The 13,702-nt window shown below is 41.6% G+C and carries 14 protein-coding genes; 8 read left to right on the forward strand and 6 right to left on the reverse strand.

The window, feature by feature from the left end:
* Positions 1–73: 73 nt before the first annotated feature.
* The 3 genes from FFM73_RS08880 to proB all read right to left on the reverse strand — a co-directional run bounded on the left by FFM73_RS08880 (position 74) and on the right by proB (position 2,595).
* Positions 74–424: a hypothetical protein gene (locus FFM73_RS08880; protein ID WP_137631402.1), complete on the reverse strand. Its 351-nt coding sequence runs from the start codon at positions 422–424 to the stop codon at positions 74–76.
* Between the two features lie 79 nt (positions 425–503).
* Positions 504–1,766, reverse strand: a complete 1,263-nt coding sequence (locus tag FFM73_RS08885) for a glutamate-5-semialdehyde dehydrogenase (RefSeq protein ID WP_137631403.1) — start codon at positions 1,764–1,766, stop codon at positions 504–506.
* Entirely contained in the window at positions 1,756–2,595 is an 840-nt protein-coding gene (proB, locus tag FFM73_RS08890) for a glutamate 5-kinase (RefSeq protein ID WP_137631404.1), read from the reverse strand. Before proB ends, FFM73_RS08885 begins: the two co-directional genes overlap by 11 nt.
* Before the next feature lie 311 nt (positions 2,596–2,906).
* On the opposite strand from proB, the gene FFM73_RS13285 reads away from it, so the two are divergent.
* The 5 genes from FFM73_RS13285 (at position 2,907) to FFM73_RS08915 (ending at position 6,505) form a co-directional block, all read left to right on the forward strand.
* Positions 2,907–3,098, forward strand: a complete 192-nt coding sequence (locus FFM73_RS13285; RefSeq protein ID WP_137631405.1) for a hypothetical protein — start codon at positions 2,907–2,909, stop codon at positions 3,096–3,098.
* Positions 3,099–3,174: 76 nt separating this feature from the next.
* Positions 3,175–4,545 carry a branched-chain amino acid transport system II carrier protein gene (brnQ, locus tag FFM73_RS08900; protein ID WP_137631406.1) on the forward strand — a complete coding sequence of 457 codons (1,371 nt, stop codon included), beginning with the start codon at positions 3,175–3,177 and terminating at the stop codon, positions 4,543–4,545.
* A gap of 458 nt (positions 4,546–5,003) precedes the next feature.
* The gene (locus tag FFM73_RS08905; RefSeq protein ID WP_137631407.1) at positions 5,004–5,687 is read left to right on the forward strand and encodes a hypothetical protein; all 684 of its coding nucleotides are present in this window, start codon (positions 5,004–5,006) and stop codon (positions 5,685–5,687) included.
* Between the two features lie 18 nt (positions 5,688–5,705).
* Positions 5,706–5,945, forward strand: coding sequence for a hypothetical protein (locus FFM73_RS08910; protein WP_137631408.1), 240 nt, complete (start codon positions 5,706–5,708; stop codon positions 5,943–5,945).
* 320 nt (positions 5,946–6,265) lie between these two features.
* Positions 6,266–6,505 (forward strand): hypothetical protein, encoded by a 240-nt coding sequence (locus FFM73_RS08915; protein WP_137631409.1) that lies wholly within the window; start codon positions 6,266–6,268, stop codon positions 6,503–6,505.
* Between the two features lie 777 nt (positions 6,506–7,282).
* On the opposite strand, the gene FFM73_RS08920 is transcribed toward FFM73_RS08915, so the two are convergent.
* The 3 genes from FFM73_RS08920 to FFM73_RS08930 all read right to left on the reverse strand — a co-directional run bounded on the left by FFM73_RS08920 (position 7,283) and on the right by FFM73_RS08930 (position 10,923).
* The gene (locus FFM73_RS08920) at positions 7,283–7,963 is read right to left on the reverse strand and encodes a hypothetical protein (protein ID WP_137631410.1); all 681 of its coding nucleotides are present in this window, start codon (positions 7,961–7,963) and stop codon (positions 7,283–7,285) included.
* Positions 7,964–8,489: 526 nt separating this feature from the next.
* Positions 8,490–9,014, reverse strand: a complete 525-nt coding sequence (locus FFM73_RS08925; RefSeq protein WP_137631411.1) for a helix-turn-helix domain-containing protein — start codon at positions 9,012–9,014, stop codon at positions 8,490–8,492.
* Between the two features lie 1,336 nt (positions 9,015–10,350).
* Complete coding sequence (locus FFM73_RS08930; RefSeq protein ID WP_137631412.1) at positions 10,351–10,923, reverse strand: NAD(P)H-binding protein; 573 nt, start codon at positions 10,921–10,923, stop codon at positions 10,351–10,353.
* 207 nt (positions 10,924–11,130) lie between these two features.
* On the opposite strand from FFM73_RS08930, the gene FFM73_RS08935 reads away from it, so the two are divergent.
* From FFM73_RS08935 to FFM73_RS08945, 3 genes are all read left to right on the forward strand, one after another.
* Positions 11,131–12,444, forward strand: a complete 1,314-nt coding sequence (locus tag FFM73_RS08935) for an NCS2 family permease (RefSeq protein WP_137631413.1) — start codon at positions 11,131–11,133, stop codon at positions 12,442–12,444.
* A gap of 84 nt (positions 12,445–12,528) precedes the next feature.
* Entirely contained in the window at positions 12,529–12,858 is a 330-nt protein-coding gene (locus tag FFM73_RS08940; RefSeq protein WP_373278653.1) for a MazG nucleotide pyrophosphohydrolase domain-containing protein, read from the forward strand.
* A 90-nt stretch (positions 12,859–12,948) separates the two neighbouring features.
* Positions 12,949–13,476 carry a QueT transporter family protein gene (locus FFM73_RS08945; protein WP_137631415.1) on the forward strand — a complete coding sequence of 176 codons (528 nt, stop codon included), beginning with the start codon at positions 12,949–12,951 and terminating at the stop codon, positions 13,474–13,476.
* The last annotated feature ends 226 nt before the right edge of the window (positions 13,477–13,702 follow it).

The following is a 13,702-nucleotide window of genomic DNA, read 5'->3' on the forward strand; positions in this document are numbered from 1 at the left end:
TGTCGTTAAGTGCCGATAATGACAATAAAATCAGGATTTAACAGTTAAATCAACTGCTAAATCCTGATTTTATTTATTCCTGATTAAGTTTAATTCGATTTTCTTTTAAAACGGCGTTGGTATAGTGTTCCAGATCAGCTAACGTTTCCGGATCATCGTTTTGATTAGCAGCTTTGCTTTCCGCAATCGCCCACTTCGCCAGATTATCCGTAATGGGCACGATATCCTGCAGAATATGCATTTTGGTCTGGTCAACGTGTGCTTTTCGAATTTCCTTAAAGCTGTCGTAATCAGTGATCAGCCGCAAATTATCACCGCTATCTAATTCAGTGGACTCAAAAATAATAAAATGCGATTTTTGATTCGCCTCATCCATTTGCGACTTCAGCATCGCCAATTGTTCAGGATTAGTTTTAATCGCCACAGCACGTCACCTCTTTACACTCATTTTAACAAACATTTGGCCGGCATACACGGTGTAAGACAGAACTTAAGACTTTTACCTATTTTCGTACCTGACCGTTGCCATAAATGATGTACTTAGTTGACGTTAATTCGTGCAGTCCCATTGGTCCACGGGCGTGTAATTTTTGCGTACTGATCCCAATTTCGGCACCAAATCCAAATTCAAACCCATCGGTGAACCGGGTTGACGCATTGATATAAACGCAAGCTGCGTCGATCTGCTGTAAAAACTGCTGCCCGTTTTGATAATTATCCGTGATGATGGCTTCAGAATGCTTGGTATTATGAGCGTTGATATGAGCGATGGCTTCGTCTTCTGAATCAACGACCTTCACCGCCATGATGAGGTCGTTATACTCCGTATCCCAGTCAGCAGCCGTGGCTGGCACCATACTTGGGACAATCGCACAGGCGCGTTCATCACCGCGTAATTGCACCCCTTGGTCGGCTAACGCAGCCGCAATCACTGGCAGATATTTGTCAGCAACGGCGCTGTGAATCACCAGTTTTTCAGCTGAGTTGCAGACGGATGGCCGCTGCACCTTAGCGTTGACCGTAATATCAACCGCCATTTGTAATTCGGCGTACTGGTCAACGTAAATGTGGCAGTTACCGGCCCCGGTTTCGATCACGGGTACCTTGGCCGTAGCCACGACCCGTTGAATCAGGCCGCGACCGCCCCGGGGAATCAGCACATCAAGGTAACCGGTCAGCGCCATCATTTCGTTAGCCGTTTCGTGTGACGTATCATGCACTAATTGAACCGCATTTTCGTCCACACCGAGCTGCTTTAATGCCCCGCGGAGGACATCACTGATAGCAATATTGGTCTGAATGGCTTCTTTGCCACCCCGTAACATAATGGCGTTACCGCTTTTATAGCTTAAAGCAGAGGCATCCGCCGTCACATTAGGCCGAGCTTCAAAAATAATCCCAATCACGCCTAACGGTACGCGTTGTTTGCCAATCATTAAACCGGCTTCGTTTTTCCACATTTTGTCTACGCTGCCAATGGGGTCTGGCAGTTGCACTACTTGCCGCATGCCCGCCGCCATATCATTGATCCGGTCAGCAGTCAGGGTCAGCCGATCCACAAAACTGGCTTTCAGGTCAGTGGCACTCGCTAAATCTTGCTGGTTAGCTGCTAAAATTGTATCTGTGTGGGCAACTAACGCATCCGCCATTGCCGTTAAACCAGCATTACGCTGCTGATTCGATAACTGTGCCAACTGAGTTTCTGCCTGTCGGGCCAGCTGACCCATTTGTTCTAATCGAGTGAGGTTACTTGTCTCATTTGCCATTTTGCACCACTCCTTTTTCTTCAGGGGTAAACCAAGTTCCAAGTGGTTTACCAGCTAAAATATCCAAAATAATGGCGGGATCTTTACCGCTGGCTAATATCATTTGTGAATTATGCTGCAGCATGATCTTCGCCGCCGTTAATTTCGTCACCATTCCGCCAGTCCCGTAACGACTGCCTTTACCCCCGGCCACCGCATAAGTTTCATCGTCAATATGATGAATCGTTGGAATCAGCTGTGCATCATCATGCTTCAAAGGATTTTGATCATAAAAGCCCTCAATGTCAGAGAGCATGATCAGCAGGTCCGCATCCACGTGGGTAGCGACAATAGCTGACAACTGATCGTTATCACCAAATTTAGTCCGGTGATCCATTTCATCCACGGCGATCGAGTCATTTTCATTCACGATGGGGACTACGTGACGCGCCAGTAATTTATCAAAGGTGTCCATAACGTGCTGGTTGCTGGCCGGAAAATCAAACACATCGTGAGTTAATAACAACTGGCCAATGGTCTGACTGTAGTGCGCAAACCGCTGATTAAACATCGTGATCAACTTACTTTGACCAATTGATGCCAGCGCCTGCTGTTCGCTGATCTCCTTGGGTCGCTCCTTCAGCCGGAGGGCGTTTAAGCCAACGCCAATCGCCCCAGATGACACTAAGATCACTTCTTTACCCTGCTCGCAAAGCGTACTGAGCACGAACGCCAATTGATCGATGACGCGTAAATTCAGTCCTCCGCTGGGGTAAACCAAGCTACTCGTCCCAACTTTAACGACTAACCGTTTAACCTTCATATTCCGTTTGCTGAGTTGCGTTCCCATAACTATCCCGTCTTTCCGTTCCAAGTATTTTCTCATTTAAACCACACGCTTTATATTATCCATCATTATTGCTTATTTTTCAGGTTTTGACAACCAATAACGCCGGCTTTCTCTCATTAATAGAATGAAAACCGTATGAGATAAGTACTCATTTAAATTAAAAAAGTTCTCATTTTATTCTTGACTTTTAATTTAAAATGATTAATATTATCCACATAAACAAGTTTTCATTTCACACATATCTAAATAGTTTTTCAAAGACTATGCGTAGAAGAGTAGTCACTGGCCAGATTCTCAGGGAGCCTCAGTAAGTGCGACGAGGTAATCGACCCAGCGATGAAAGTAATCTACAAGTCGTGACCGCGACGTTTAACGAAGTGGTCACTGGGAATGCGCCCATTACAGCAATGAAGTATCGTGGACCGACCGCGCATCGGCTCATCGTACTTTCGAAGTCAGCCATCGTGAGGTGGTTGAAAATTAAGGTGGTAACACGTCGATAACACGTCCTTAGCTTTTATAAGCTAGGGGCGTTTTTTAATCCCCTGCTACCACCAAAACATACAGGAGGTTTTCAATATGAAAACAACGCTCACAAGACGTCAATACATTATTCTAGGTTCACTGCTATTCGGTCTCTTCTTTGGGGCTGGTAATTTGATTTTCCCAATTCATCTAGGCCAACTCGCCGCTGGTAACTGGGGACCTGCCGCCATTGGATTTTTGCTAACTGCAATTCTGTTGCCATTATTATCGATCCTCGCCATTAGTTTGACCCGCAGCAGCAGTGCCTATGATCTTGCACGCCCAGCCGGTAAAGGGTTCGCCCTGTTCTTCCTAATTATGATCCACGCTACGTTAGGAATCTTGGTTGCTTCCCCACGGACAGCGACCACGACCTTCGCCATTGGGATTCAGCCCTTCTTACCAAAAGCCTGGGATCAAATGGGCTTGCTGATCTTCTCATTTCTGTTCTTTGGCATCTCACTCTTGCTTTCTTGGAACCAATCCAAGATCACTGACTATGTTGGCAAATTACTCAATCCAATTTTACTTGCCCTATTAGCCTTCATCTTCTTTATGGCCTTTATCATTAAAGGTGACATCCGCCAAATCTCGATCTTCCCTAGCGGTTCCGGTGCGGGCGGCAACCTGATCAACGGGTTCTTACAAGGTTACAACACCATGGATGCTCTGGCTGGTTTAGGTTTCGGGGTTACGATCATTACCGCCCTCAAATTCTTCGGCATGAACGATACTGGTGCCCGCTCTAAGGCGGTTGCTAAAGTTGGTGCTATCAGTATGGGTCTTGAAGCCATCATCTACATCTTCTTGATCGCCCTTGGTGCTTCTAGTTTAAGTTACATCAAGTTAACTGCCGATGGCGGGTCTGCATTCTCTGGCATCATGGCACACTACACCGGCATGGCTGGTATTGCCATTCTGGGTGCCGTTACCTTCCTCGCCTGTATCACTTCATGTATCGGTATGATGGCCGCCCTTTCAGAAGATTGGGGTCACCGTTTTCCAAAACTGGGCTACCACTTCTTCCTGACTTTCAGTTCCATCGGTGCCTTCGCTATTGCTAACTTCGGTTTGGATCAAATTATTACGTACTCAACACCACTACTTAGTTTCATCTACCCACTAGCAATGTCTCTGATCTTCTTAGGCCTGCTGCACCCATTCATTGGCAAGAATCCATTCATCTACAAGACCACGATCATCTTGACTTTCATTCCAGCTTTTCTGGATGCCATCCACACTTTGCCTCCATTCTTCGCTAACATGGGATTGTTTAAAGTCATCAACGCTTGGGCTGGGAACTTCATCCCACTCTTTAATCAAGGCTTGGACTTCTTCCCATTCATGCTGATCGGAATCTTAGGTAGCTGGGCAATTACCAAGCTCTTTAACTTACAGCCAACAGCGAGTTTGGAGAAGAAATAACTAATTTACTTCTATGAATAGAAGTCACATAGTTTCAGTTCTTCCAAACACACATATTGTAAAACTGAAAATGACCTTCTCACTAGCTACTGCTAAAATCCCCCTGCGCTAAATAGATGAATTAATATCATTCATCTATTTAGCGCAGGGGGATTTTATTATGCTAAGAAGAAAAGTTTCTGGTTTAGTTTCCAATCTGCTTAATGTGTTGGGTTGTCAGTTTAATTATTTGTGGCTGCACTGGGGTAGTTTGATTGGGTGAAATTCTCCGCTACCCTTACGGAAAAAGACGCCAGTGTAAAGGTAACTATTGATTGTGAGCGCGCAACCACTTATTGCATTTAGTAACGTAAACAACTTGTTTCTCCCCCAAGCAAGGTGATTCTAGTATATTGGTGGTGTTAACAGAAAACCTCTAATGCGCATTAGAACCATTAATTTAGTGGAGGATTTTAAAGATGACCAACTTTAAGAATAATAGAGTACCAGTTCGCTCATGTAGCAAGTTCATTAAGCTGACTGCAACGTCTGCCTTAGCAATGCTATCGTTCAGCGCCATAGGCACACCATTAGTAAGCAGTGTTATTGTACATGCTGCAACTAATCAAAGTGTAAACTCGACTAAGACAACTACCGGAGTAGAAAACGCTCAACCTCAGTTAGTAAAAGAATCGGATGTACAGGAACTAATTCAAGATAAGCTAACCACTGCCACACCTGATCAAATGAACGAAATCGCCCAGAAAGTAAGGGGAGCAGTTACCACAACTGTCCAGGGCAACGAAACGATCATGGAAATCAAAGATTCAGCCTTAGAACACGCTTATTTATCTGTATTAGCGCCAAACGTCTTAGTAGTTGGCAACAGAAAAACTGGTGTTACTAAAATTGTCTGGCATGGTGCTATGAAAAAGGGAAACGCTGATTTATACTTATCAAAGCGTACCCTCGTTGGTGCTCATGCTGGTGCAGCAGCGGCTGGCTTACTAGCAATTGTTGCACTGACATATGGAGAGGATTATAAGGATGCGGTAAAGGCAATGGGAAGTGCAATTAAACAAACCGTGAAGGCTTCCAAAGTTAAAAATGGTAAGATTTTTGAGATGCATCACTGGACGTCCATCAAAGTTAAAAACCAATAAAATAATAGAGGCACATCAATGAAACCTACAAAGACTTCTAAAGTATTTATTGAACCTTACAATACATGGAATCAACGATTTAAACCTTTGGGGACTATTTCATTAATTCTAGTAATCGTTACGGTTTTATACCACCCACTGTGGTTGGCGATTCTAACATCTGTAATTACTATTGCAAACATATCGATTGATATAGGCTTAATTGTGCTTAATGCTCGTAAAAAAGGAAAACTATCTAAGATGAAACATGATAGATAATTTCATGGGAAGCAAGAAGCGTTCTAACAGCAATGTTGGGCGTTTTTTGTGAACTTAAATTAGGGTAAATGTCTCTCCTGTTCAAAAGTGACTTGTACCACAGCGTGAACATGTTGGAGAGCGTTTTGCTAATATCGTCCGAAAAACGTTTCATATTTCAACTTAATAAAATGAAACTTTTCTAGTGCTTTTATTAAACCTTACGCTGATAAATGAATCGCTTATTTATAAAGATCGGGAATCAGGTATTTGAGAACTAATTGCAGATCAGCTAACTACTGCTTCACCTGACAAAATAAACAAATAATAGAGGCACATCAATGAAACCCACAAAGCCTTCAAAAGTATTTATTAAGCCTTATGATAAATGGAACCGACGTCTTGATTCTCTGGGGGCGATTGGTTTTGTTCTAATATTTATTACCTTTTTTTATCATCCACTTTGGCTGACAGTCCTAACCTCAATAAGTTTTTTTGTAAATATTTTAGCTTATTTAGGTTTACTTGTACTCAATGCTCGTAAAAAAAGAAAACTCTCTAAAACGAAGCATGATAAATGACTCTAAGAAGTATGAAGATCTGTGATAGCAAAATGTCCTAGTGTCTGTCCGGTTGATCACTGAACCATCATCTGTATTCCGCATCAAACTGGTCTAACGCGTGATGCAAAGTTAGAACTGAGTAGTCTTATTTTTCGAGGCAGCCAATCAACGTTGAAATTCGAGCGTTGATTGGCTGCCTATTTTATATCTAAATTATATTAGTTAATTATCCATTCAATGATCTGACGGACTTTTACTCCGGCTTCTAATACTATAGTGACAACGTACTTAATTTAATATATCTCTTTTGCGTATCCGGATCCTTTTTTCCCATACAAAATCGCCATCTATAGTAGACAAGCCAAAATTATTTGCTTGTCTACTATAGATGGCATATAGCCTTAGCTCAATACTAGATGGCTTTTTGTAACCTATCAAACTTGTAAATTAAGTTTAACTAGCCGTTAATTTAATAACCAGCAGCAAAGGCCAATACTATCAATATTGGGAAAAATAAAAAAATAGGAAGTAGCAAGCCTAAAATAAGACATAGAATTAGATTTAGGTTAGTTTTGCAGAGGCGAAAAATAAGTAAGTCAACACACATAAAATAAGAAAACGAGATTAGTCCAATCGCAAAATTGTGAGTTGCTCTGAAGAAGTTTAACACAATTGCTAAAACTAGAGCAGTCCCGGCTATTATTTGCATTATACGATATGATTTATGGGTAAACTGTGTGGCAAACGTTTCTTTTATTGACTTCATATTAATCATGATTAACTCCTAATTTATTTTTATTGGTGGCTAATCCCCTTATATTTCCAACCCCGAAATTTGAAGACTCTCCCTGTCTTAAAATGCTTAATATTTTCATCTAGGGCTAATTTTACAACCTTGCCTAATGCATAATTAAGTACGCCAGCTCCCCCGCCAGCGAGAGTCAATAAAGCATACATAGCTACTGAGACAGCAGTGTTTGCTGGTAGATCTTTTAGCCAATTTAGCCATTTGGCACTTAAATAAATATCAACATTACCCTTTTTAGCTGCCCCATGCCAAACTATTTTGGTCTTACCTGTTGAACGAGCACTTACGATCAAAGCAGAGGGATCCAGTACGGACATATAGGCTCTTTCAATGGAAATATCTGAAACTGTTGCAATAGTATCATTGCCATCTTTTTCTATATTCGTAGAAGCTTTAATTTTTTGTTGAATTTGTTGCTTTTGTGCCTCTGTTGCCGATTCTAACTTAGCTGAAATTAAATTCCAAGCCTGATCCTCTGTTAATAAATGTGGTGTTGCCTGTAGATTGCTTTGCATAGCTGTAAATTCTGTGTTTTTAGTAGCTGTTTGAGTTGTATCAGGCATTGTAGCAGCATGCGCCTGCTGTACATTTACACCTGATTCAATAATACCAGTACTCAATAGTGCAGTAGCAAAAGCTAATGATGAATATTTAATAAAAGATTTCATAAGAAAAACTCTCCCTAAGACTTGATGACTAATACGTATTAGTGAGTTGCTGTTAACATCACTAGATTATTCGTAAGTACCTACTTTGGGGAGAATCGGAATGCTTACCTTCTGCTTTGACAACCATTAGTTGCATTAAGTGAACTACTCGTCACTAAAGTAACGAGCTTCTAGGAACACCGCTGACTTACACAGCATTCTACAAATGTCATGCAGCGGTTACGGTTATTTACTAAGGCACGTTCCATGCCAGGGGTATATCTAATTTGGTAGCTTGGTTTTCGCTACTTCATTATTACACTTGATGACCCAAATATAGGCAATTCATCACGCCCTTAAAAGAACGTGTTTCCTTGCCCATAACCAAAAACTTATCAATAAAGCCAGCCTTAGGTAGTATCGATACCAAAACCGTTACTTATTCTGGTGGCGACGCACATATTCAGTTTACTCGACACATCCAAGCAATAAGATATCGTAGCAGCATCAAAATAAGCGTCTCGAGATCCAAGGTTTACGTTACCGGCTAGTTTACCCTATAGACATGTGTCTGTGGTTGGAAAAAGTTATCAGATACAATAATCCAAGTACCCCAGAGACTAATCAATATCACTACCGCGCATACCAAGTAAATCGTCTTATAAAGACTGTTATATTGACTATTTCGCCACATCACGTATACCGGTAGCAGTATCCCAACCGGTGGGACAATTGCCGAAATAAGAGCCAACATAACTAAAATCAAACCTTCATCCCGATTTTGGAACAGGTCTCGATTAACTTTTCTTAACTGTCTTTGTTTCTCACTGATCTCGGCATTATTAGCGCTAATCTTAGCCCTCATATCATCATTATCTTTTAAAAGACTATCGATGGAGACTTTGTACAGCTGACTTAAATAGACTAAGTTATCAATGTCAGGGTAACCGCGGTCGTTTTCCCATTTTGAAAATGACTGCCTCGAAATGTGCATAATGGTTGCGGCATCATTCTGTGATAGCCCCGAACTTATTCGTGCTCCCCGTAAACGAGCCCCTAATGTTTCTTGCATAGCTTACCCTCCATTTTGTCTACTAAATTATCATGAACTGTTTGATAATAACACATAACAATGCGGCTATTTCATTAAATTAAAAATGCTATTTTGCATGTTCACGTAGAAAAGTCCAATTTTCTCTAAGTATTACCTGGGAAATTACTTGATCGGTTCTTGTTTTACGTGTACTAGTACGAACTTAATAGGATTAAATAATCAATTTTCAAAAAACTCGTGTAAAACAGTGTAACTAGCAGTTTACCCTGATGCTTGTATACAATTGGTTTCTCTGATAATCTCGGTATCTCCTGTATACTGTAGATGTTATTAACAGCAAATCACTAATGCGTATTAGAAAAAGACTACAGATCAAGAAGATTATAAAGATACAACTAAAGCAATGGAATACGCAATTAAGATGCCATGGCATCATCCAAAGTTAAAAACCAATAAAATAGTAGAGGCATATCGATGAAATCTTCAAAACCGTCACAAGTATTTATTAAACCCTATGATAAATGGAATCGGCGTTTTGATTCTTTAGGGGGAATTAGCTTGGTCCTAATATTGATTACTTTTTTTAACCATCCACTTTGGCTAACGGTCCTAACCTTGATAAGTTCTTCTGTAAGTACTTTAGGTCCTGTAGTGTTACTTGTACTCAACGCCCGTAAAAAAAGAAAACTATCTAAGATGAACCATGACAGATGACTTTGATTAGAAGCAAGAATCGCGCTGACGATAATGAAATCGATTCAGCTGCTTTATTCTTTTTCAAGTATTAATGAAATAGTTCAACTATTACCGTTGGCGTAGCACTGCTTCTGGATGCCGAGTGACTGCTCTCAAAATTATCAACAAATGTTCAGAAAAGGCATTCTTCACGTCCTTAAAAGAACGTATTTTCCAGTTTAAAGGTGGCAATTATAAATCATGGTCGTATCAGTGAAAAGGATTTTAATCTTACTAATCAGTTTGCTAGCAGCAGCTGGGGCTACACTGCTTTTAGATGTCAACGTTTATGTTAAGGCAATGCTATGCCTTCTATTTTCAATTTTAAATTTCATTTCGTTTAAGGATCTTCTGCAAACAAAGCATCTTCTTCACTTGTTAACGGAGGATAGCCATAAAGCTGTACCTGCTTGGCTAGAGTTACTGGTTGGACTATTTGTTGTTATTTGGTCACTACAAATAGCGCCAGGCCTCACACTCATAGGAAACATTGTTTGGATTCCAACCAATGCTATTTGTGGCATTAGTACACTTTATGCGATTTATTAATTGATCAAACTGGTACGTTAATACTAGCTTAAAGAGGCTCCCGAAAGTTTCGGGAGCCTCTTTAGTGACGTTATTGCCCTATAACAGCAATCGATTGATTAACGTGAGCCCCATTTTGAATCTCATCCACTACCACTTGCGCAAACGCTGCAGCGCTAACAGGTTTTACTGGAACGGGTTGACCCTCATTAATAAGCTGAACTTGATTAGAGCCAGTTTCGTCGTTGATAATCGGCCGTAAAACAGTGTACGGCATCTCAGCCTCATCCACAATTTTAATGCCATAACGTTGCTGTTTGAGAAATTCTTTGACATCGGTGATTCCGGAATATGTAAGCGGGCCATCAACTTCTTGATCAATACCAGCAACCGATCGCATCACGGTTCTGACGGTTTGCTGCTGCTTTCGAAGTGCGGTGAAGACGGCTTCTAGTTTCCAATCCACGTCCATCCCAACGAAATCGGAGTAGATAACGTCCACTCCTTTAACTGCTTCCATATAAGTGGCAGCTTTGCGGGCATCACCGTAAAAGTCAGCATTTTTATCAACTTCAGAAAAGCCGGCCACTTCCATCCCTGTCAGCTGTTTCGCCACCAGCTGGGCGACTGGCTGATCGCTGCCTAAAATTAAACACTTTGTCATGTCTCTAACCTCGTTTCGTTAATTTCCGTATTTACTGTACACTATTTTTCACTGTTTTTCTTCTATCATTGCCGAACGTTCGTTTTTTAAAATATTTATTATTCGTATATTGCAAATGATATTAAACAATGTTACGATTATATCTGGTTTTTATTTATGAAACACGAACATTATAGCAATTATTTTAGATAAGGGGACTTAATTCTTATGGGTCAAAAAATCGCGTCATATTTCAAGTTTGATGAGTTAGGGACATCATATAAGAAGGAATTCCTAGCAGGTTTAACCACGTTTATTTCCATGGTCTACATTTTGTTCGTCAACCCCAACGTTTTGGGCGTTTCCGGCATGGATAAGGGTGCCGTCTTTACAGCAACGGCCTTAGCCAGTGCCTTTGGCTGTTTCTTAATGGGCATCGTGGCAAATTACCCGATCGCCATTTCCGCAAGTTTAGGGATCAACGCGTTCTTCTCATACACCGTTGTGCTTGGTATGAAGATTCCTTGGCAGACAGCTTTAGCCGGTGTCTTTGTAGCTTCGATCTTATTCATGATCCTCACCGCCTTTAAGATTCGGGAAATGGTCGTTGATGCCATCCCACGTGATTTGAAGATGGCAATCAGTGCCGGGATCGGTTTATTCATCGCTTTCATCGGTTTAAGTGATGGCGGTTTAGTCACTGCCAACAAGTCAACGATGATTGGCTTAGGTTCTCTGCACGTCGGTTCAACTTGGTTAACCATTATCGGTTTGATCTTAACCATTATTTTAATGAGTGCTCGCGTTCCTGGTGCCATTTTCATCGGGATGGTCATTAACGTCATCATTGGCTTATCACTGGGCTTGATTCACGCCCCTACTCAATGGGTATCTGGTGTGCCAAGTCTCCATTCCACTTTGGGTGTTTCGTTAATGAACGTGGGTCACATCAATACCTTACAATTGGCCGTGGTTGTGCTGACCTTCTTACTGGTCACCTTCTTTGATACCACTGGTACCTTGGTTGGTTTAACCGAACAAGCTGGGATCGTTAAAAATAATAAAATTCCCCGCATTGGTAAAGCTTTGGCAGCTGATTCCACCACAATGGTCGTTGGTTCACTGTTAGGGACTTCACCAATGGGTGCCTTCGTTGAATCTTCAGCCGGGATCGCCGTTGGTGGCCGTTCTGGGTTTACCGCAGTGGTCGTTGGTGTTTTGTTCCTATTAGGCTCATTCTTCTCACCACTGCTGACCGTCATTACCAGCCAAGTCACCGCACCAGCCTTGATTATCGTTGGGATGCTGATGGCACAATCTTTGAAAAATATTCACTGGGAAAAATTTGAAATTGCGGCGCCTGCCTTTCTGATCTTGGTCGGAATGCCTTTGACCTACAGTATCTCAGATGGGATCGCACTTGGTTTCATTACTTATCCACTCTCAATGATTGCTGCTAAAAAGGGTAAAGAAGTCAGCCCCATCATGTATGGTTTAGCCGTTGTCTTCATCGCCTTCCTGTGGATCTTGCAAGCCGGTTAATTATGGTACAATTTAATTATTCAAATAAAACGGCGGCCTCTATTCGGTAGAGGCGCCGTTTTAAATTTCCTGAGAAATGGGGCAATGATAGTGACGATTCAAGAACATCAAGCATGGCTCAAACAATTTTACGAAGGTCGTAACTGGTATCGGTTCAACTCGTTGATTCGGCTGAATTTTTTAACTGAAGAAATGGGTGAATTGACCCAGGTCGTCCGCACTATCGAGCTGGGCCGCGACCATCCTGGTGAACATCACGCAACCAAACCAGAATTACGTGACCACCTGAAAGAAGAATTATGCGACGTGTTTGATCAAACGCTGATTCTTTGCAGCAAGTATGATTTAGATCCGGAAGAAGTTTTTCAGTACGGCGAAAATAAACTCAAACACCGCTTTGATTCTGAATCCTAACTTGTAATTTCGGCTTAAATACGGTAACGTATACCACTGTTGTGTATTCAGCAATCATTTAAATATCTCAAAACGGAGGAAGAATTTACGATGAATTCTAAGACTTCACATTTTGGCATCAACTCGGTTTCAGATATCGCCCGAGTTGCTGTCGTCGCTGCACTCTATGTCGTGATTACGACGGTCTTGGCAGCCTTTAGTTTTGGAGCTGTCCAAGTTCGGTTGGCAGAAATGCTTAACCTATTGGCAATCTATAATAAGCGTTACGTCATTGCCGTGCCACTAGGAGTTGCGATTTCTAATCTGGCTTCACCAAACGGTATTGTCGATGTGATCTGGGGCAGTTTATCAACTTTTGTCACGATGCTCGTGCTCTATTACGTGGCCAAACACATTTCAAATTTTTATGGTAAATTAGTCGCAGGGGTACTAATTGTAACCTTCTCAATGTTTACCATTGCGTTGGAACTTGCCTGGTTAGGCAACGCCGCTTTTTGGCCAACGTTTTGGATCGACTGGGGAACCATTGCCATCGGTGAGTTCATTTCGTTGACGATCGGTGCGATCCTATTAGTCCTCATGAGTATGCGAATCGATCTAAATAAACTGTTTAATTAACCTAGAAACTGGTTTTATGCCTGTTAAATACCCGTTTATCACTGCTCAATGTAGTGATAGACGGGTATTTTAGTTTACACCTAAAAATCAGAAGTCTTTCTAGTTGCGGCTAATCACCGATTGCATTGTAAGCACACTATAACCGAACGTCTATGAATGCGTCTAACGGCGCAGTATGATCACCTTATCAATTATGATGAGGTGATTTTTTATGACTAAGCTTCAA

The sequence above is a fragment of the Secundilactobacillus hailunensis genome (assembly GCF_005405185.1).
Classification (GTDB): Bacteria; Bacillota; Bacilli; order Lactobacillales; family Lactobacillaceae; genus Secundilactobacillus; species Secundilactobacillus hailunensis.

What these genes read in the sequence shown, in the direction of transcription:
- FFM73_RS08885 (WP_137631403.1), bottom strand. Translation starts at nt 1,766, where the DNA reads ATGGCAAATGAGACAAGTAACCTCACTCGATTAGAACAAATGGGTCAG.
- proB (WP_137631404.1), bottom strand. Translation starts at nt 2,595, where the DNA reads ATGGGAACGCAACTCAGCAAACGGAATATGAAGGTTAAACGGTTAGTC.
- brnQ (WP_137631406.1), top strand. Translation starts at nt 3,175, where the DNA reads ATGAAAACAACGCTCACAAGACGTCAATACATTATTCTAGGTTCACTG.
- FFM73_RS08905 (WP_137631407.1), top strand. Translation starts at nt 5,004, where the DNA reads ATGACCAACTTTAAGAATAATAGAGTACCAGTTCGCTCATGTAGCAAG.
- FFM73_RS08910 (WP_137631408.1), top strand. Translation starts at nt 5,706, where the DNA reads ATGAAACCTACAAAGACTTCTAAAGTATTTATTGAACCTTACAATACA.
- FFM73_RS08915 (WP_137631409.1), top strand. Translation starts at nt 6,266, where the DNA reads ATGAAACCCACAAAGCCTTCAAAAGTATTTATTAAGCCTTATGATAAA.
- FFM73_RS08920 (WP_137631410.1), bottom strand. Translation starts at nt 7,963, where the DNA reads ATGAAATCTTTTATTAAATATTCATCATTAGCTTTTGCTACTGCACTA.
- FFM73_RS08925 (WP_137631411.1), bottom strand. Translation starts at nt 9,014, where the DNA reads ATGCAAGAAACATTAGGGGCTCGTTTACGGGGAGCACGAATAAGTTCG.
- FFM73_RS08930 (WP_137631412.1), bottom strand. Translation starts at nt 10,923, where the DNA reads ATGACAAAGTGTTTAATTTTAGGCAGCGATCAGCCAGTCGCCCAGCTG.
- FFM73_RS08935 (WP_137631413.1), top strand. Translation starts at nt 11,131, where the DNA reads ATGGGTCAAAAAATCGCGTCATATTTCAAGTTTGATGAGTTAGGGACA.
- FFM73_RS08940 (WP_373278653.1), top strand. Translation starts at nt 12,529, where the DNA reads ATGATAGTGACGATTCAAGAACATCAAGCATGGCTCAAACAATTTTAC.
- FFM73_RS08945 (WP_137631415.1), top strand. Translation starts at nt 12,949, where the DNA reads ATGAATTCTAAGACTTCACATTTTGGCATCAACTCGGTTTCAGATATC.